This window comes from Filimonas zeae (genome assembly GCF_014641615.1).
In the GTDB taxonomy this organism is placed as follows: Bacteria; Bacteroidota; Bacteroidia; order Chitinophagales; family Chitinophagaceae; genus Filimonas; species Filimonas zeae.
This window is the reverse complement of the sequence record NZ_BMIB01000002.1, coordinates 977,012-994,904: the sequence shown is the minus strand read 5'-3', so window position 1 is coordinate 994,904 and position 17,893 is coordinate 977,012. Positions and strand designations below refer to the sequence as shown.

Annotated in this window: 16 protein-coding genes; 11 read left to right on the top strand and 5 right to left on the bottom strand. The window is 47.2% G+C overall.

The window, feature by feature from the left end; genetic code table 11:
• Window positions 1-31: 31 nt before the first annotated feature.
• Together IEY13_RS10710 and IEY13_RS10705 are read left to right on the top strand one after the other, a co-directional pair.
• Window positions 32-1,672 carry a PAS domain-containing sensor histidine kinase gene (locus IEY13_RS10710; RefSeq protein WP_188951971.1) on the top strand — a complete coding sequence of 547 codons (1,641 nt, stop codon included), beginning with the start codon at window positions 32-34 and terminating at the stop codon, window positions 1,670-1,672.
• 2 nt (window positions 1,673-1,674) lie between these two features.
• Window positions 1,675-2,079 (top strand): response regulator, encoded by a 405-nt coding sequence (locus IEY13_RS10705; RefSeq protein WP_188951970.1) that lies wholly within the window; start codon window positions 1,675-1,677, stop codon window positions 2,077-2,079.
• Between the two features lie 3 nt (window positions 2,080-2,082).
• Here the strand turns inward: IEY13_RS10705 and IEY13_RS10700 are convergent, their stop codons facing one another.
• Window positions 2,083-2,352: a histidine kinase dimerization/phospho-acceptor domain-containing protein gene (locus IEY13_RS10700; RefSeq protein ID WP_188951969.1), complete on the bottom strand. Its 270-nt coding sequence runs from the start codon at window positions 2,350-2,352 to the stop codon at window positions 2,083-2,085.
• Between the two features lie 152 nt (window positions 2,353-2,504).
• Here IEY13_RS10700 and IEY13_RS10695 point away from each other — a divergent pair, with 152 nt between their 5' ends.
• From IEY13_RS10695 to IEY13_RS10680, 4 genes are read left to right on the top strand one after another with little or no spacing between them, the layout of a single operon-like run.
• A complete protein-coding gene (locus tag IEY13_RS10695; protein WP_188951968.1) occupies window positions 2,505-2,882 on the top strand; it encodes a response regulator transcription factor in 378 nt (125 codons plus the stop codon).
• A 7-nt stretch (window positions 2,883-2,889) separates the two neighbouring features.
• A complete protein-coding gene (locus tag IEY13_RS10690) occupies window positions 2,890-4,002 on the top strand; it encodes a HEAT repeat domain-containing protein (protein WP_188951967.1) in 1,113 nt (370 codons plus the stop codon).
• Entirely contained in the window at window positions 4,002-5,450 is a 1,449-nt protein-coding gene (locus IEY13_RS10685; protein ID WP_188951966.1) for a glycosyltransferase family 2 protein, read from the top strand. Before IEY13_RS10690 ends, IEY13_RS10685 begins: the two co-directional genes overlap by 1 nt.
• 58 nt (window positions 5,451-5,508) lie before the next feature.
• Window positions 5,509-7,059: a YaiO family outer membrane beta-barrel protein gene (locus IEY13_RS10680; protein WP_188951965.1), complete on the top strand. Its 1,551-nt coding sequence runs from the start codon at window positions 5,509-5,511 to the stop codon at window positions 7,057-7,059.
• Here IEY13_RS10680 and IEY13_RS10675 read toward each other — a convergent pair.
• A complete protein-coding gene (locus IEY13_RS10675) occupies window positions 7,056-7,697 on the bottom strand; it encodes a response regulator transcription factor (protein WP_188951964.1) in 642 nt (213 codons plus the stop codon). The two genes, IEY13_RS10680 and IEY13_RS10675, sit on opposite strands and share 4 nt — an antisense overlap.
• A gap of 391 nt (window positions 7,698-8,088) precedes the next feature.
• Between IEY13_RS10675 and IEY13_RS10670 the strand changes: the two genes are divergently transcribed.
• On the top strand, window positions 8,089-9,348 hold the full coding sequence (locus IEY13_RS10670) for a chloride channel protein (RefSeq protein WP_188951963.1): 1,260 nt from the start codon (window positions 8,089-8,091) through the stop codon (window positions 9,346-9,348).
• A gap of 171 nt (window positions 9,349-9,519) precedes the next feature.
• Here the strand turns inward: IEY13_RS10670 and IEY13_RS10665 are convergent, their stop codons facing one another.
• Genes IEY13_RS10665 through IEY13_RS10655 form a run of 3 tightly spaced genes read right to left on the bottom strand, consistent with a single transcriptional unit; the run spans window position 9,520 to window position 13,282 of the window.
• Window positions 9,520-11,874 carry a phosphoketolase family protein gene (locus IEY13_RS10665; protein ID WP_188951962.1) on the bottom strand — a complete coding sequence of 785 codons (2,355 nt, stop codon included), beginning with the start codon at window positions 11,872-11,874 and terminating at the stop codon, window positions 9,520-9,522.
• 4 nt (window positions 11,875-11,878) lie between these two features.
• Complete coding sequence (locus IEY13_RS10660) at window positions 11,879-13,045, bottom strand: acetate/propionate family kinase (protein ID WP_188951961.1); 1,167 nt, start codon at window positions 13,043-13,045, stop codon at window positions 11,879-11,881.
• 24 nt (window positions 13,046-13,069) lie between these two features.
• The gene (locus IEY13_RS10655) at window positions 13,070-13,282 is read right to left on the bottom strand and encodes a hypothetical protein (RefSeq protein WP_188951960.1); all 213 of its coding nucleotides are present in this window, start codon (window positions 13,280-13,282) and stop codon (window positions 13,070-13,072) included.
• A gap of 255 nt (window positions 13,283-13,537) precedes the next feature.
• On the opposite strand from IEY13_RS10655, the gene IEY13_RS10650 reads away from it, so the two are divergent.
• The 4 genes from IEY13_RS10650 to IEY13_RS10635 all read left to right on the top strand — a co-directional run bounded on the left by IEY13_RS10650 (window position 13,538) and on the right by IEY13_RS10635 (window position 17,887).
• Window positions 13,538-14,509 (top strand): acetyl-CoA carboxylase carboxyltransferase subunit alpha, encoded by a 972-nt coding sequence (locus IEY13_RS10650; RefSeq protein ID WP_188951959.1) that lies wholly within the window; start codon window positions 13,538-13,540, stop codon window positions 14,507-14,509.
• A gap of 60 nt (window positions 14,510-14,569) precedes the next feature.
• Entirely contained in the window at window positions 14,570-15,454 is an 885-nt protein-coding gene (dapA, locus tag IEY13_RS10645; RefSeq protein ID WP_188951958.1) for a 4-hydroxy-tetrahydrodipicolinate synthase, read from the top strand.
• Window positions 15,455-15,571: 117 nt separating this feature from the next.
• Entirely contained in the window at window positions 15,572-16,705 is a 1,134-nt protein-coding gene (locus IEY13_RS10640; RefSeq protein ID WP_188951957.1) for an alpha/beta hydrolase-fold protein, read from the top strand.
• An 18-nt stretch (window positions 16,706-16,723) separates the two neighbouring features.
• Window positions 16,724-17,887 carry a M28 family metallopeptidase gene (locus IEY13_RS10635; RefSeq protein ID WP_188951956.1) on the top strand — a complete coding sequence of 388 codons (1,164 nt, stop codon included), beginning with the start codon at window positions 16,724-16,726 and terminating at the stop codon, window positions 17,885-17,887.
• Window positions 17,888-17,893 lie beyond the last annotated feature (6 nt).

The window sequence follows — 17,893 nt, the reverse complement described above, 5'->3', positions numbered from 1 at the left end:
AAAATTCATATCCTTTGTCAAAACCGATAACATGGATAAGCTTGTTTGCCATACTGCTGCCCAGGTAATGCCTATGCCTTATCTGGTACCTCTTTCACACAATGCCCGGCTTAGTAAGGTGTTTTTGCCCGGATGTGCCGCAGGCAATACTGAAAACAATACTTCTTTGCAAAAGCTGGAAGCCTACCGTAACGAACTGGAGTTAAACCGGCAGTTGCTGGCAGAAACCTGTTCCATAGCACGGGTAGGGGGTTGGTACTGTAATCTGATAACCAAACAACTTACATGGACGCCCGGCGCCTATGCCATTTATGAAAAGCCGGAAACGTATGAGCCGTTGTGCGAAACGTTGCCGCAGCTGTTTCACCCCGATTGCCGTGAACAGTTAAGAAACAGCATTGAAATGGCCCTGCGTGAACACGCAGGCTGGGAGCTGGAGGGAAAGCTGTTATTTGAAAACGGGCGTTGTAAATGGGTAAAAATAAAAGGAGAGCCCGTAACAGGCCCTGGTAATACGTTAATAGCCTATAAAGGCTTTGTAATGGATATTAACGATACCATGCTGGAGAAGATAGAAAACAACCGGTACAGAGAGGCCCTGGAAGTGCGCGATCAGCTGTTGAACGAAGTGGGTGCCATGGCACATATTGGCGGCTGGAAGGTGGATTTGCAAACCAGACGTTTGTACTGGACGCGCGAGGTATTCAGAATACATGAACTTGCCGATTGCGCTTTGCCCAGCCTGGACGAGGCTTTTGCGTATTACACACCCAAATCGCAGATGTTGCTGCGTGATGCGGTTAAAAGAGCGCAGGACTATCTGATACCTTACGATCTGGAACTGGAACTGATTACCGCTACCGGAAAAAAAATATGGATAAGATCGATAGGGAAAACCATACTGGACGAAAACGGGAAGGCGAAAGCTTTGTTTGGTACCATACAGAATATACAGGACCATAAAATAAGAGAAGCACAGCTGCAGGAGCAGCACAATATTATAAAAGAGCAGAAAGAAAGGCTGGAGAATTTTGCACACATCGTATCGCACAATCTGCGCTCGCACGCGGCTTCGTTTTCTGTATCGCTGGAGGTGCTGCCCCTGGTTACAGAAGCAGAGAAGGAAGAGATATTTCATAACATGGAGCGCATTAGCCAAAACCTGCACGAAACGCTGTACCACTTAAATGAAGTAATTAAAATTAAGAACGATTGCCGCAATGCGTTACAAACGCTCTATTTTTCGGATGTGTACGAGCAGGCGCTGCATGTGCTGGAACTGCAGATAAAAAAGACCGGCGCGCGCATAAGCTGCGATTTTTCGGAATGTTACCGGGTGCAGCATATACCCGCCTACCTGGAAAGTATAATGCTGAACCTGATATCAAATGCTTTAAAATACAGGCATCCTGACAGGGTTCCGGAAATAATGGTACGTGCCTGCAAAAGTGGTGATAAAACAGTGCTGGCCATTTCTGACAACGGCCTGGGTATTGATTTGCAAAAGAACGGGCATAAGATATTTGGTATGTACAAAACCTTTCACTCGCACCCGGATGCAAAAGGAATAGGGTTGTTTATAACCAAAAGTCAGATTGAAACGGTAGGAGGTACTATTGAAGTGGAGAGCAAGGTAAATGAGGGTTCCTGTTTTATTATTACAATGTTATAGCCATGAATACCAAGGTGCTTACTTTTCTGGTAGATGATGATGCCGCTTATTTGTATGGCACCCGCAAACTATTGGAATATCATAAGCTTTGCGATACGGTGCTTACTTTTGGAAACGGCAGGCAGGTGGCCGATTTTATGAAGGAACATTTGTACGATAAAGAGCGTACACCTGATTATATATTACTGGATCTGGAAATGCCCGTGATGGATGGATGGCAGTTTCTGGAAGAGTTTTTACAAATGAAGCCTTTGCTGGGAAAAGAAGTGAAGGTGTATATTGTAAGTTCTTCTATTGACGACCGGGATAAGGATAAGGCAAAAAGCATTAGTGTTATAACAGACTACCTGGTAAAGCCGCTGAACTCGGCGGGGTTGAGGGAAATTTTTAAGCCTGCTGAACAATGATGCCTATAATGGAATATTGGCAACCGGCGTCTGCTCCAGCCGCTGGTTTATCTGCTGGCAGCATGCTACTATCATGCCCAGTTGTTTTCTTTCCTCCGTTATATCACCTTCCTGGTTGTTAAGCATAAATTCTGCTATCAGTTGTATGCTGGTAAGCGGAGTTTTAAGATCGTGCTTTAGCTGCAGCAGTGCTTTTTCTTTCTGATACAGTTGCTGCTGCATGGCCAGAAAATGCTCCCGTAACGTTTCTATATCGCTTTTAGATGCAGGCATGTGCATGGGCTTGTATGTAAATATAAACAGTATTTATGTAAACCGGAATACCCCTGTTTAGGGGTAGTGTATACCTGAAAATGGTGTAATGAATAATGGCAGATACTATGGTACTTTGTTGTATGCTTATTTAACATTTAATCTTATTTGTTATGGCTACCATACTAACGATTGACGATGATATTACTATGCAGCATGTGATTTCGATGGTGTTAAAACGCGAGGGACATGATGTTTTTTCTGCTGCTTCTGCCAGAGATGCAATGGATTGCCTGGCCCGTTTTCATTATGATCTTGTACTGGTGGATATGATGTTGCCCAATACCAACGGACTGGAAATTATAGGCGCCATAAAACAGAAATGGCCCTATGATACCCCTGCCATAATTGTGGTAAGTGCTTTGGGCAATGAAAAAAATGTACAGGATAGTTTTGATATGGGGGCTGATGACTTTTTGCGCAAGCCTTTTTCTACCAGTGAACTGGTGTGCCGTATTAACCGGCTTTTGCAACGCGTAACACATAAATAACTGCCGTATGAATTATTTAACCGGATTGCCTGCCCAGGTGCAGATTGCATTGCTGATTCTGCTGATTGCTTTTACAGGTATTTTGTTTAGCATGGTTATTCTGCTTTTGTATAGGCTGGTAATGTACCGCAGAAACAAGCGCGAACGGATTTGTATAAACACCATACAAGCCCTGCTGGCAAAAGAAGTAGTGCTGAACGAACAACTGCACCGCGGTACGCCTGTAAAAGCCGTGGTGCTGGATATAGCTGCCTTTAAAGCAATTCCGCTGCACAAAAAATGGTGCCGGCAGTTACTGGTAGCGCAACTGATAGAATACCGCCATTTGCTGAGTGGCAAAACTGCAGAGCTGCTGCGGAAATTATATGTAGAACTGGGGCTGTACCGGCAGGCACGCTCTTTTATAAACTCGGCCAGACCGGGGCATATTGCGGCAGGTTTGCATGAATTGTGTGAAATGGCCATGCCTGCCGATAAAGACCGGCTGCTGATGCTTGCACAGCATACAGACAGAAACGTAATGGAAATGGCCCGTTGCGCCTGCGTAAGGCTTTTACGCGAGCCGCTGGTATTTTTAAAAGAAGTGCAAAAGCCATTATTGCCCTGGGAGAAGCTGGAGTTGTTACGGCTGTTATCGCTACGCAATGATGTTTGTTTGCCGGAGTTTTCCGGTTTTATGAATGAGGCTTACCACCATTCGGTAATATCGTTAAGTATGCGGGCGGCAGCATGGTTTCAGCAGTTTGAAGCCATACCCGCATTGATGAAAATGCTGGATAACCCCGAACAGGAGCTGCGTGCTGAGGCAGTAAATGCGCTGGGCAGGCTTGGAGCAGAAGTAGCAGAAGAAATATTGGTACAGCGGTACACTGCCGAAACCATGATGGTGAAAATTGAAGTAGTAAAAGCATTGGGCCGTATTGGCAGCGGCCGCTGCCTGGTGTTTCTGGAGCAGGAACTTACAGATGGGGAAGTGTTTGAGCTGCGAAAAAAATCGGCCCGGTCTATTATACAGCATAAAGCTTTGGCAAAAAACAATATACAACGCCTTACAGAACATACCATTGGTTTACCTCATCTGATGATAGTACATAGTGCAAACCCTTTAATCAGAAACTGATGTTACAACAAGTGTGGTTTTATATTACCGTCTTTTACGAAGGCGTAATATTCCTGTATTGCCTGGCACTTTTTGCGGTATACGCTTTACTGGCTGTTATGTCGCTTACCACCATTCGCAGGCACCTGCACAAGAACAGTTATAAAACCAGCCGTACGCTGGTTGAATCGCCCCTTATGCCGGGTATATCGGTAATAGCTCCGGTATACAACGAGGCTGCTACCATAGGTTGCAGCGCCCGGTCGCTACTTTCACTCAATTACCCCCGTTTTGAGGTAATTATTGTGAATGATGGCAGTACCGATAATACGCTGGAACTGCTGACAAAACAGTTTGATTTAATGGAGGTGGAATTTGCCTACCATGCACAGCTTGCCAGTAAACCCGTGCGGCGGTTTTTAAAATCGAAAAGCCCGGCCTATGCCAGATTGCTGGTGATAGATAAAGAGAATGGCAAATGCAAGGCCGATGCAGTAAATGCAGGTATTAATGCAGCTACGTACACCCACTTTCTGAATACAGATGGCGACTGCATTTTACACAGAGATACCCTGCTGAAACTGGCGCAACCTTTTATGGATGAAGAAAAACGCGTAATAGCCACCGGCGCTACCTTGCGCATGGCAAACTCGTGCCTGGTAAATGAAGGAGAGCTGACTGAAATGCGTGCGCCCGTTGAGTTTTTACCGCGTTTTCAGGAAATTGAATACATACGTTCTTTTCTGCTGGGCAAAATGGGATGGACCTTTTGCAATGCTGTAACCAATGTGTCGGGTGGTTTGGGGTTGTTTGATAAAGAGATTGCCATAAACAGTGGTGGGTACGATGCTGCTTCTTTTGCAGAAGATATGGATATAGTGGTACGCATGAGTAAGTACATGCATAGCCATAAACTACCCTTTGCCATAAGGTATGTGCCGGAAACGCTGTGCTGGACGGAAGGGCCCGCTACGTTGCGCGTATACGGCCGCCAGCGTGCGCGCTGGGGCAGAGGGCTGCTGCAGCTTTTTATGGCGCACCGCCAGGTATTTTTTAATCCGCGTTATGGTAAAATGGGCTTGTTTATGTTTCCGTATGTGGCGGTGTTTGAGTTAATGGCACCGGTTATTGAAGCTACAGGGCTGGTGTATTTACTGTACCATATTATTACCGGTACGGTAAACCCCTTATGGGCTGTTATTTTGCTTGCTTTTGTATATGTATATACTTTATTGGTTACTACGCTGGCGCTGTTGTGGGATCAGCTGACCTTCCGGCATTACCGTAGCTGGCGGGTGGTAACCGGTTTGTTTTTAACAGCACTTGCGGAGCCATTGGTATATCACCCCTTATCGCTGTTTTTTACGCTTAAAGGCTATCTGCAGCACCTGACCGGTAAAAAGCATAAATGGGGCAACATGCAAAGGCGTGGGTTTAAGCAGGAGCAGCCACTGCTATTTCATCATTAATACCTAAAGGACGATTGATATGGAAAGCCAGATAAAACCCCTGTTAAGGAAATGCGGAATGTTAATTCCTCTTTTTTTAACAGCAGCGGTACTGTATGCGCAAAACAGTGGCGGCAGCTTGTCTTCTGATGAGTTGCTGCAACTGGCGCAACGGGAAACAGTAAACCAGCACTACAACCAGGCCATGAGCCACTGCAGCGCCGCCCTTAAACTGGCGCCGGCAGATGATGATATACATACCCTTATGGGCAGGCTTTACGTTATAAAACAGCAATATGCTGCTGCACGGGAAGAATGGAAACAGGTGCTTACGCGGCAGCCCCGCAATAAAGATGTGCTGCTGTACATGATAAGCCTGGAAGCAGGCTGCGCTAACTATGCCGAAGCTATTGTAAACTGTGCTATTTTTCTGCGGTATTTCCCCGCCGACTCGCTGGTTATGGCTAAACAAGCTGGTTTATATATGCTGCAAAAGCAGTATTCCAGTGCCATCGCCGTTGCTGCCCCGTTGCAACGGCGCTATACCAGCGATGTAAGATTAACTGATTTATGTGCAGATGCGTGGTGGCTGCTGGGCAAAGAGTGCCAGGCACAGAACAAGCCAGATAGTGCTATGATGTGCTACAGGCAGGTATTGCAATACCACGCAACTGATACGCTGGCGCTGGTAAAACTGGCAGGCGGGTTTATGGCCGGCAAACAATACGATTCGGTGTTGTTGTACGCACAGCAAGGGTTGCAGCAATGGCCCGGGCAGGTGCCCCTGCTACGCGAAAAAGCAGTGGCACTGGATAACATGGGCAGGTATACCGAAGCGGTAAGGGCTATTATGGAATGGAAGCAGAACGAGCCGGGCAATAAAAGACTGAATGATTATTTGTTACAGGTGAAAGCGAAGCAGTACAGGAACCAGCTGGGGGTACTGCATCTGCAGTCGTTTTACAATAATGGTACACGCACTGCTTTCATCAGTTCTGTTCAGTACCTGCGCCGTTTTAAAAAGGTGGTGCTGCTGGGAAGGGTGAATTATGGCGACCGGCAATCTGGCAATGGTATACAACCGGAAGCAGAGGTTTATGTAAACCATGATAAACAAAACTATTCCTGGGCATGGCTGGGATGGAGTAATAGTGTGGTTTTTCCGAAGTACCGGGCCAGCTATTCCTGGTTTCATGGCTTTGCTAAAGGGTGGGAGGGGGAGCTGGGTTTCCGGTATCTGAAAGCAGATACCATACATACCTACACCCCTGTTATATCTATAGCTAAAAGCGCGGGTAATTACTGGGGCAACCTGCGGGGCTTTTTTACGCGTGATGCCGGTAAATGGTATCAGAGCGCTGTGTTTACCAATCGTTTTTACCTAAGGGAAGCAAAAGACTTTCTGGCGGTAATGCTGGGGATAGGGGTGAGCCCGGACGACCGCAGCCGCAATTTTCAGTTTGGGCGCCTGCTGGGTATGACTACTACATCAGCCACGCTGGGCTACCAGAAATATCTGGGGGTAAGCTCCGTTATTGCGGCTTATGCTACGTGGAGCCATGTACAGATGACTGGTATACCAGCTATAAATCAATACGATATATATGTATCCTTTTACCAGAATTTTTAATGGCTGCCTGGGTGCATGGGGTTGTACAAACCTTTTTGCATGGCAAAAACAATAAGATCGGCTGTGCGGTTTACTTTTAGCTTTTTCATAATTGTTTTCTGATAACTGTGCACGGTGTGTACGCTCAACTGCATTTTATAGGCAGCTTCTTTAACCGTATGGCCTGAACAGATAAGGTGCAGCACTTCTTTTTCACGGTGAGATAAGTGGAAAACAACCTGTTCTTCGGTAAATAAGGTAGTGAGCAGGCTGTTGCGTAAACGGGCAGAAATATATTGTTCACCATTGCTTACGGCGGTAATACACTCGCCCAGTTCTTCTACCCCGGTGTTTTTAGATATATAACCGGCGGCACCTGAGCGGATGGCCTGTCGTATGGTTTGCACATCTGTTACGCCGGATAAAACAATCACCTTAGTGTTTGTGTATGAATGCATTCTGAGTTTTTCTATCAGTTCTATGCCGTTGGTGCCGGGCATTAAAATGTCTGTAATAATAATGTGGGGGTGCCAGGCAGACAGGAGAAAGGCATCTGCATTAATAAACGTGCGGATATTCCGGGAGTGCCCGCTGGCTGACAGCACTGCTTTCAACGAGTCGGTAAGAAGCTGATGGTCATCAATCAAAGCAATATCCATGTGCAGCAGGCTTATTACTACAATTTACAATTAAGCAGCGGGGTGGCCAAATTCAGTGAACAGAGGCTTTTGTTCATTTTGTTCATTCTGTGCTGACTGTTGTTCGGGATATTGGGGCTGCCTATATTCGCACTTACAAAATCCAATTTCCCACAAAATTTTATTGTTATTCGTTTCTAATATTTGGGTGGAATTCTCATATTCCAACTAAGGGTCAAGGTTGTGTCCCTATATGTCTATATGGGGTATTTATTTGAATTGTTATTGAGTGTCTGGGGGGATGCTCAAGTCGTTATAACAAGTACGGCTCCGGAAATCCGGGGCCGTTTTTTGTGATTTAGATCGTAATTTTGCGCTCGGAAAGGAGATTTTTGACATAAAAAGTATTGTAATGCGCAAAAGACTGATCTGGGGTAGTTATGTGAAACTGGTGGGTATTTCGGCTCTGGTAGGACTGGCTTCGGCTTTTTTGGCAGACACACTGAAACATGTAACAGCACACTATGAAGACCATATATTGGAAACCATCCGCCCTTACCGTTTGTTATTTCTCATTTTTCCCGCTATAGGTTTACTGCTGATATTTCTGTTACGTACCTGGTTGTTTAAGAAGAAGAAAAACAAGGGTATAAAAGAGATTTACGAAACACTGGATACCCGGCACAACCAGTTACCTGCTTATAAAATTCCCTCACACTATATCAATGGCTTTTTAACGGTAATATTCGGCGGCTCTACCGGCGTGGAAGTATCTACGGTAGTAGCAACCGCCACAGTTGGCGCGGTAGCCAGCCGTAAAGCACGTATGCCTCTGCGTTACAAAGGCGAACTGGTTTGTGCGGGTGTAGCTGCCGGTGTTACGGCATTGTTTGGCAGCCCGCTTACCGGCTTTTTGTTTGCGTTGGAGGTAATTGCCCGCCGCCGCATAACCAAAACCAATGTAATAAGCGTGCTTACGGCTGTTGGGGTGGCCCGCCTGGTGCTGCTGCTGTTGCAGGATAAGCCTTTGTTTGTATTTCATACCACCGGATGGCAATGGAGCGCCCTGCCTTATATATTACTGCTGAGTGTACTGGCGGCATTGATGGCCGTATTGTTTACCAAAAGCGTTATTTATATAAAGTACAAACTGGGCGCGGTGCCAAACGATTACGTGCGTATTGGTGCAGGCGCAGCTATTATAGGTATTGCTATTGCCATACTGCCACAGTTATTTGGAGATGGTTATACGGCTATAGACGAAATGTTGGAGCAGGCGTTGAAAGGTTCTTTTACGCTGCCTTTTGCCTTTACCCTGCTGGCGGTGGTGCTGCTGAAACCATTGATATCATCGGTAACGCTGGGGGCAGGTGGCGATGGTGGGGTGTTTGCGCCAAGCATTGTAATAGGTGCTTTACTGGGGCTGCTGGTAGCGCTGATGTTTAATCACTTTCTGGGCACGCAACTGGTGGTAGAAAACTTTGTGGTAATAGGTATTGCTGCGGTACTCAGCGCCAGCATACATGCGCCTTTAACAGCAACGGCACTGGGCTGTTGTTTTACAGGTGGTTATGTAATTGCTATTCCGGTATTAATTGCCTGCGTGGTAGCCAGATATGTGGCCGGCACTATTTTTAAAGACACCGTATATACTTATACAACTGCACCGTAAGCGCTGCTACGAAATGTACAAGTTATTCGCTGATATGGCAATTGACGGCAGGTGCCACAGGGGATAACTTTGTATTATGTTTTTAAGGGGAGCGCTTATGAAAAGCAGCTGAATTGCGTAGCAGGGAGGGGGAAGGGACCAACCTGCTGCACAATCAGCATATCAGCCTTATTACTCCCACTTCCATGCTGCTATTTCCGGCATATCTACCAGATGTTCGCGTATATAAAGGTTGTGTTCTTCCAGCTTTTGCTCAAACAACTGTATCACCTGTTTTCCATTTTCATCCTCCGGTACACTTCTTTTAATAGCTTCTATAGCCAGATGGTAACGGCTTACCTGGTTCAGTACTACCATATCAAACGGCGTAGTGGTACTGCCTTCTTCCATAAAACCACGGGCATGAAAGCGGGAAGGGTTGGGCCGGCCATGTATTAAATCGTGTATTACACGTACATAGCCATGAAAGGCAAATATTACCGGTGTATCTGTGGTAAATAACTGTTCAAAATCTTCATTGGTAAGGCCGTGCGAATGGTAAGGCCGGGGCGTTAAAGCCATCAGGTCAATTACATTTACCACACGGGTTTGCAGCTGTGGCAGGTTCTTGCGTAACAGCCAGGCGGCAGCTACTGTTTCCATAGTGGGCACATCGCCCGCGCAGGCCAGTATAACCTGTGGCTGCGCAGAAGGGCTGTTGCCCGCCCAGTGCCATTCAGAAGCGCCTTTAATGCAATGCTGTATAGCAGCTTCCATATCCAGATACTGCAATTCCGGCTGCTTACCCGCTATAATTACGTTTACATAGTTTTTACTACGCAGGCAGTGGTGGGTAATAGCCAGCAGGGTATTGGCATCGGGCGGAAAATACAGACGTATAACCGTACTTTTTTTATTCACCACTGTATCAATAAACCCGGGGCCCTGGTGGCTGTAGCCGTTATGATCCTGCCGCCAGGCGTGGCTGGTAAGCAGGTAGTTAAGGCTGGCAATGGGTTGGCGCCAGGGCAGCTCGTTACAGGTTTTTAACCACTTGGCATGCTGGTTAAACATACTATCTATAATAGTAATAAACGCCTCGTAACAGGGAAAGAACCCGTGGCGGCCGGTAAGCAGATAACCTTCCAGCCAGCCCTGGCAAAGATGTTCGCTCAATACTTCCATTACGCGGCCATCTTTAGAAATATGATCGTCGCTTAAAAACAGCGCATTCATACTACAGCGGTTGGTGGCTTCAAATACGGCGGTAAGTTTATTGCTGTTGGTTTCATCAGGGCAAAACAGCCGGAAGTTTTGCTGCTGCTCATTAGCGGCAAACACATCCCGCAGGTATTTACCCAGTTGTTGTGTGGCCATGCCGGTGGTGGTAGCCGGTGTTTTTACGGGTAATGCATACTTACGGTAATCGGGTAATTGCAGTTCCTGCAATAAATGGCCGCCGTTGCCGTAAGGCGTAGCCCCCAGGCGTTTACTCCCTTCCGGTGCCATAGCGGCTAACTCGGGCAGCAGGGTGCCATTGGCATCAAATAAATCTTCGGGGTGGTAGCTTTTTAGCCAGGTTTCCAGCATAGCCAGTTGTTCCGGGTTTTTATTCACCTCGTCCAGCGGTACCTGGTGCGCGCGGAAGCTGCCTTCCAGCGGATGATGCTCCCATTCTTTAGGGCAGGTCCACCCTTTAGGGGTGCGCAGTATAATCATAGGCCAGCGTGGTGTTTGTGTAAGTGCACCGGTGCGTGCCTGCTCCTGTATAGCACGGATTTTTGCATAAGCCTTACCAAGCACTTCAGACATGCGTTCGTGTACCAGCAACGGATCGTTACCCTCTACCAGCAGCACCTCATAACCATGGCCCTCAAACAACTGCCGTACCTGGCGGTCTGGCATACGCGCCAGCACGGTGGGGCCGGCTATTTTGTAACCATTCAGGTGCAGTATGGGTAATACTGCGCCATCGCGTGCCGGGTTGAGAAAATGAATGGATTTCCAGCTGCCTTCCAGCGGGCCGGTTTCGGCTTCTCCATCGCCTACCACACAGGCCACCAGCAGGTTGGGATTGTCGAACGCAGCCCCAAAGGCATGCGCCAGCGAATAACCCAGTTCGCCCCCTTCATGAATACTGCCTGGTGTATGCGCGCTTACATGGCTGGGAATGCCGCCTGGGGTAGAAAACTGGCGGAAGAAGCGTAACATGCCCGCTGCATTCTGTGTTACCTCCGGATAGGTTTGGGTAAACGTACCTTCCAGATAGGCGTGAGCCAGTATAGCCGGGGCGCCGTGCCCGGGACCACATATATACAATACATCTGCCCCTGTATGCCGTATTAACCGGTTCAGGTGTGTATATATGAGGTTAAGACCGGGAGAAGTGCCCCAGTGGCCCAATAAACGGGGTTTAATGTGCTGAGGCTGCAACGGCTGTTGCAGCAAAACATTATCGCGCAGATAAATCTGACCTACCGCCAGATAGTTGGCAGCCTGCCAGTAGCGGTGGAGTAGTTGTAATTCTTCGGTAGCAAGTGGCTTCATGCCATTACTGCTTCAACAATTGCGCCGTATGGTGCGCTATCATCCACTCCTCATCGGTAGCCACCACGCGGATGGTAACAGCAGATGCCCGGTGGGAAATAACTGCCGCATTTTCCTGGTTGCGGGTTTCGTCCAGTACAATACCCAGAAAAGCCATGTTGTGGCAGATGCCGGCCCTTACAGCGGGCAGGTGCTGGCCTATGCCACCGGTAAACACCAGCGTTTGCAGGCCACCCATAGCAGCCGCCATAGCGCCCAGCTGTTTACGTGCCTGGTAGCAGAACAGTTCAATAGCTTCGGCCGCCTGTGGGTTTTCGGGGGCCGCTTCTACCAGCTGCTGCATATCGGCACTAAGGCCGGAAACGCCCAGCAGGCCGGATTGGCTGTTGAGTAGCTGGTGCAACTGGTGTGGTGATAATTTCTGCTGCTGAAGCAGGTATAACAGTACACCGGGATCCAGATCGCCCGGGCGGGTGCCCATTACCAGGCCGCCGGTGGGGGTAAAGCCCATAGTGGTATCTACACTCTGCTGGCCATTGATAGCGGCCATACTGGCCCCATTGCCCAGGTGGGCAATAATGGTTTTACCCGCAGGTTGCAGGGTGTGTACAATATAATTATAGGAAAGGCCGTGAAAGCCATACCGGATAACCCCCTCCCGGGTAAGTGCCTGCGGAAGGGCGTAGTGCTTTGCGGTACATGGCATGGTTTGGTGAAAAGCAGTATCAAAACACACCACCTGTGTAATATCGGGATATTGCTGCTGAAAAAAGCGGATGCCTGACAGTTCAGCAGGTAAGTGTAACGGTGCCATAGGCACCAGCTGTTCCAGTTGCTGCAATAGCTGTTCTGTTACTTTTTCGGGGGCAGAATGGTGCAGGCCCCCCTGTACTATGCGGTGGCTGATGGTATAGAGCTGTTTTTCGTACCCTATATACCTTAGCCAGTTTAATAAATGCCCAAAAGCATCCTGATTGCCGGGCAGGTGTACCGTTTCATCGGTAATTACTTTTCCTGTTGCGCCTGTGGCCGAAAAATGCCCGTTCTCTTTGCCAATGCCCGTTAGCGTGCCTCTGATGCGCATGCTGATATCTGCCATTTCGTATAACGCGAACTTGATACTGGACGATCCGCAATTGATAACCAGTATCCACTTGTGTAAACCGGCCATAGGCAAAACAGTTTGGTAAGGTAATTATGGTCTTAAGGTGGTGTCCCTGAACCGGGCGCTATCCCGTTGACTGCCCAGTGTATCCAGGTTTTGTCCGCCAACAGTAGCAGGCGTATCCATTGGTACAGGCTGGTTAACAGAATCGGCGCTGCCATCTTTGTTGTCACCATTGCCACAGCTGGCGGCAGCTACCAATAGGGTGGCCGACAGGGCACAGGCAGAAATAAAGCGTCTCATAGTGCTCGTATTTTATAGTTGAATAATACAATTTGGGGGTATTTGTTCAATTACCCTGCCGGGATTGGCCTGAGGAGATACCGGTTTACGGAGCAGAAATGCCCCTTTTTCTGTAGAATGAAATACCCTTACAACTGTTGTTATTTATAAGAAATGGGGTAAAATGGCCGAAAAAAAAGGAGAAAAACAGAATTAAACATTGGAAATTAGTTTCAAACTGTAATTTTACCGCCCAACAGTTAGATAGTAAAGCGTATGCCTCAATACCCCAACAGACAGTTTTTAGATTTTGAGCAGCCGATCAAGACTTTGTATGAAGAAATTGATAAGCTGAAGCAAACAGCAGAGAAGAGCAAAATTGACATGTCGGAAGGCATTAAAAAGCTGGAAGCTGCGATAGAGGATAAGAGAAAGGAAATAACCAGCCATCTGACCCCCTGGCAACGTGTTCAGTTAAGCCGCCACCCTGACCGCCCTTATACCTTAAAGTATATTGACAAAATGATTGATAGTTTTCTGGAGCTGCATGGCGACAGAAATATTAAGGACGACAAGGCGATGGTAGGAGGCTTTGGTCAGCTGGATGGAGAAACCGTTATGTTTATTGGCCAGCAAAAAGGTATTAACACCAAACTGCGCCAGTTGCGCAACTTTGGTATGGCCAACCCGGAAGGTTACCGTAAAGCCCTGCGTTTGATGCGCCTGGCAGAGAAATTCAACAAGCCGATTGTTACTTTAATAGATACCCCCGGTGCGTTTCCTGGCCTTGAGGCCGAAGAGCGCGGACAGGGAGAGGCCATTGCCCGTAACATTTACGAGATGATGCGGTTAAAGGTGCCGGTAATTTGTGTAATTATTGGTGAAGGTGCCAGTGGTGGTGCCCTGGGCATTGGGGTGGGTGATAAGATACTGATGATGGAGAATGCCTGGTACACCGTAATTTCTCCTGAAAACTGTAGTGCTATTTTATGGCGCAGCTGGGAGAAAAAAGAAGTGGCCGCTGAGCAGTTAAAACTGACTGCTAAGGATATGCATGGTTTTGGACTGGTAGATGAAATTGTACCTGAGCCGGCCGGTGGAGCCCATTGGGATTACGACCAGGCTGCTGCTATATTAAAAGCGCATATAAAGAAAGCGTTACAGGAAATAAAACAGGTGGCGCCCGAAAAGCGCATGGAAGACCGTATTGAGAAGTTCAGCAAAATGGGCTTCTGGGACGAGCGGTAATAACACGGTCCCCTGTTTTACTGTAAATAACAACAAGTACAATTTAACGCTAAAATTTATATGTCTCTTCGTCAGCAATTAAAAGGCACGGGTGTGGCTTTAATCACCCCGTTTACTGACACCCTTTCTGTAGATTACGACGCATTAGGTAGAGTAATTGACCATGTGATAGCAGGTGGTGTAGAATATGTAGTAACGCTGGGTACTACCGGTGAAACCCCTACACTGGATAAGAAGGAGAAGCTGGATATAGTTAACTATACATTTGAAAAGGTAGCCGACAGGGTACCTGTGGTAGTAGGTATTGGTGGTTTTAACACCCAGGAGCTGCTGAACGATTTAAAAAGCTATCCGCTGGATAAGGCTATTGCTGTGTTAAGCGCTGCGCCGTATTACAGCAAACCTTCGCAGGAAGGTATTTATCAGCATTACAAAGCACTGGCTGAAGTATCGCCTAAGCCGATATTATTATACAATGTACCGGGCCGTACCGGACGTAATATGAATGCAGAAACCACTATTCGCCTGGCAAAGGAAGTAAAAAACATTGCCGGTATAAAAGAGGCGGGTGGTGATATGATGCAGTGCATGCAGATTTTAAAAGAAGTGCCGGAAGATTTTCTGGTGGTGAGTGGTGACGACGGATTAGCCTTATCGCAGATTGCCTGTGGCATGGATGGCGTAATAAGCGTAATTGGTAACACCCTGCCCGCACAGTTTTCTGAAATGGTACGCCTGAGCCTGAAGAACGATTTTGTGGCTGCCCGTGCTATTAACAACCGCCTGCTGCAGGCCTATGATCTGCTGTTTGCAGAAAATAACCCCGCAGGTGTTAAGGCGTTTATGACACAGCAGGGTATTATTGGCAACCACCTGCGCCTGCCGGTTACACCGGTAAGCGACGGACTGTACCAGAAAATACAGGGGTATCTGAAAACCGTATAAGGCTATCGGAATACCTGATAATAGTGAATGTCCATGACAACGTTTTATTCGTAGTCATGGACATTTTTTATTGCTGCAACAACCTCCGGGGCAACCGGCTTTCTTTATATTTAACCCATGAAAAAAATCAGCCTTCTTTTGTATGTGAGTTTACTCACAACCCTTTTACACGCACAGTTTACCCTACGCCTGGTGGTTACAGAAGTGGCTACCAAAAAGCTGGACGATATTTATGTAACCGGCAATTTTAATAACTGGGACCCTGCTGACAGCAAATACAAGCTGAAGCCGTTTGGCCCTACGCGCCGCGCAATAGTGTTAAAAGACCTGCCCGCTGGTAAATATGAATTTAAGTTTACCCGCGGCGGATTGGATAAAGTAGAAACCACCGCCAAAGGAGAAGATATTGATAACCGCACTATTGATTTAACCACCGACGAATCGCTGAACATAACCATACCCGGCTGGAAAGATGATTACCCGGATAAGCCAAAGCCTTTTACTGCTACAGAGCAGGTGCATTTGCTGGATTCTGCTTTTAGCCTGCCACAACTGGGCCGCACCCGGGCAGTATGGATTTACCTGCCTAAAACCTATGAGGCACTGAAAGGTAAATCGTATCCCGTACTGTATATGCAGGATGGCCAGAACCTGTTTAACGAAAGAGTAGCCAACGGGCCGGAGTGGCGTGTGGATGAGTGCCTGGATTCTATACAAAAAGCAGGAGGCAAGGAATGTATTGTAGTGGGTATAGAACATGGTGGCGACAAGCGTATGACGGAATACAACCCGTATGACGATGCTAAATATGGTAAAGGAGAAGGGAAGCAGTATGCTGAGTTTTTGGCCAAAACACTGAAGCCCTATATTGACAGCAAATACAGAACCCTGAAAGATGCTGCACATACCTATATAGCAGGCAGCAGCATGGGGGGGCTGATTAGCCTGTATACGTTAATGCAGTACCCTAATGTGTTTGGTGCAGCAGGCGTATTCTCGCCATCTTTTCAACTGGCGCCGGCTATGGGTACCGACCTGGCCAATGCCAAATGGACGGTGCAGCCACGTTTTTATTTTTATGCCGGTGGTAAAGAAAGCACTACCATGGTGCCGGATATGGATAAGGTAATAGGTGTACTGGAAAAGAAGAACCAGTACGACCTGCGCCGCAGCTATTTTCCGCTGGGGCAGCACAATGAGGAGTACTGGAAGCGTGAGTTTGCAGACTTTTACAAATGGCTTGTTCGCTAAACCCAACAAAATACAGATATGAAAAACAAATACACCTGGTTGCTGGCGCTGATGCTGGGAAGCAGTGTTGCCGGTAATGCCCAAAGCGACAGTGTTTATATAAGAGAAGTAGTAGATACCCTTACCAGCCGCTGGTTTTTAGGCCGTGGCTACCTGGATAATGGTATGGGCAAAGCGGCTGATTATATTCAGAACCGCTTTAAAGAAATAGGACTACAGCCGTTGAAAGGCAAAAACTACCTGCAGCCCTTCAGCTACCCGGTAAACACTTTTCCGGGTAAGGCAGCCGTTACTGTTAACGGAAAAGCTTTGCGGCCAGGTGCTGATTTTATACCCTCACCTGAAAGCCGTGGGGTAAGAGGAAAAGGAACACTGGAGGCAAAGGATGCTACGCATTATATAGATGCGGAAAACAGAGTAATTCTGGTACTGGAGAAAAAACTTACCTGGTCGGTTGCTACCACGGCAGCCGACTATACGGTAATACAGGCAGACAGTGCGTTGTTTGTAAACGATACGCCCAGAGAAATTGCCATAGACCTTGACAATAAGCTGGTAAGTAATTTTAAAACTGCCAATATATGCGGCATGGTAAAAGGAACTACCCATCCGGATTCGGTGCTGTTTGTTACGGCACATTACGACCATTTGGGTGGCCTGGGCAAGGATGCTTATTTTCCGGGTGCTAATGACAATGCAAGCGGGGTGGGTATGTTACTGGCGCTGGCTAAGTATTATGCTGCGCACCCACAGCCTTATACCGTAGCATTCATCTGCTTTGCCGGTGAAGAAATTGGCTTACTGGGTTCAAAGTATTACACAGAGCATCCACTGGTTTCTTTAGAGAACATCAGTTTTCTGATTAACCTGGATTTAACCGGTACCGGTGATGAAGGTATTATGGTAGTAAATGCTACTGAATACAAAAAAGCTTTTGAGCTGATGAAAGAGATTAATGCACGGAAGCATTATCTGGCCGATGTTAAGGAGCGGGGTAAAGCGGCCAATAGCGACCATTATTTCTTTACAGAAAAGGGCGTGCCTGCTTTCTTTATTTATACTATGGGGGGCATTAAAGCTTATCATGATGTATATGATAAAGCAGCTACGTTGCCACTAAATGAAGTAAATGATCTTACAGCGCTGATTAAAGACTTTTTTCAGCAATGGCAGCAACACTAATTGCGG

What these genes read in the sequence shown, in the direction of transcription:
- IEY13_RS10710 (WP_188951971.1), top strand. Translation starts at nt 32, where the DNA reads ATGGATAAGCTTGTTTGCCATACTGCTGCCCAGGTAATGCCTATGCCT.
- IEY13_RS10705 (WP_188951970.1), top strand. Translation starts at nt 1,675, where the DNA reads ATGAATACCAAGGTGCTTACTTTTCTGGTAGATGATGATGCCGCTTAT.
- IEY13_RS10700 (WP_188951969.1), bottom strand. Translation starts at nt 2,352, where the DNA reads ATGCCTGCATCTAAAAGCGATATAGAAACGTTACGGGAGCATTTTCTG.
- IEY13_RS10695 (WP_188951968.1), top strand. Translation starts at nt 2,505, where the DNA reads ATGGCTACCATACTAACGATTGACGATGATATTACTATGCAGCATGTG.
- IEY13_RS10690 (WP_188951967.1), top strand. Translation starts at nt 2,890, where the DNA reads ATGAATTATTTAACCGGATTGCCTGCCCAGGTGCAGATTGCATTGCTG.
- IEY13_RS10685 (WP_188951966.1), top strand. Translation starts at nt 4,002, where the DNA reads ATGTTACAACAAGTGTGGTTTTATATTACCGTCTTTTACGAAGGCGTA.
- IEY13_RS10680 (WP_188951965.1), top strand. Translation starts at nt 5,509, where the DNA reads ATGTTAATTCCTCTTTTTTTAACAGCAGCGGTACTGTATGCGCAAAAC.
- IEY13_RS10675 (WP_188951964.1), bottom strand. Translation starts at nt 7,697, where the DNA reads ATGGATATTGCTTTGATTGATGACCATCAGCTTCTTACCGACTCGTTG.
- IEY13_RS10670 (WP_188951963.1), top strand. Translation starts at nt 8,089, where the DNA reads ATGCGCAAAAGACTGATCTGGGGTAGTTATGTGAAACTGGTGGGTATT.
- IEY13_RS10665 (WP_188951962.1), bottom strand. Translation starts at nt 11,874, where the DNA reads ATGAAGCCACTTGCTACCGAAGAATTACAACTACTCCACCGCTACTGG.
- IEY13_RS10660 (WP_188951961.1), bottom strand. Translation starts at nt 13,045, where the DNA reads ATGGCCGGTTTACACAAGTGGATACTGGTTATCAATTGCGGATCGTCC.
- IEY13_RS10655 (WP_188951960.1), bottom strand. Translation starts at nt 13,282, where the DNA reads ATGAGACGCTTTATTTCTGCCTGTGCCCTGTCGGCCACCCTATTGGTA.
- IEY13_RS10650 (WP_188951959.1), top strand. Translation starts at nt 13,538, where the DNA reads ATGCCTCAATACCCCAACAGACAGTTTTTAGATTTTGAGCAGCCGATC.
- dapA (WP_188951958.1), top strand. Translation starts at nt 14,570, where the DNA reads ATGTCTCTTCGTCAGCAATTAAAAGGCACGGGTGTGGCTTTAATCACC.
- IEY13_RS10640 (WP_188951957.1), top strand. Translation starts at nt 15,572, where the DNA reads ATGAAAAAAATCAGCCTTCTTTTGTATGTGAGTTTACTCACAACCCTT.
- IEY13_RS10635 (WP_188951956.1), top strand. Translation starts at nt 16,724, where the DNA reads ATGAAAAACAAATACACCTGGTTGCTGGCGCTGATGCTGGGAAGCAGT.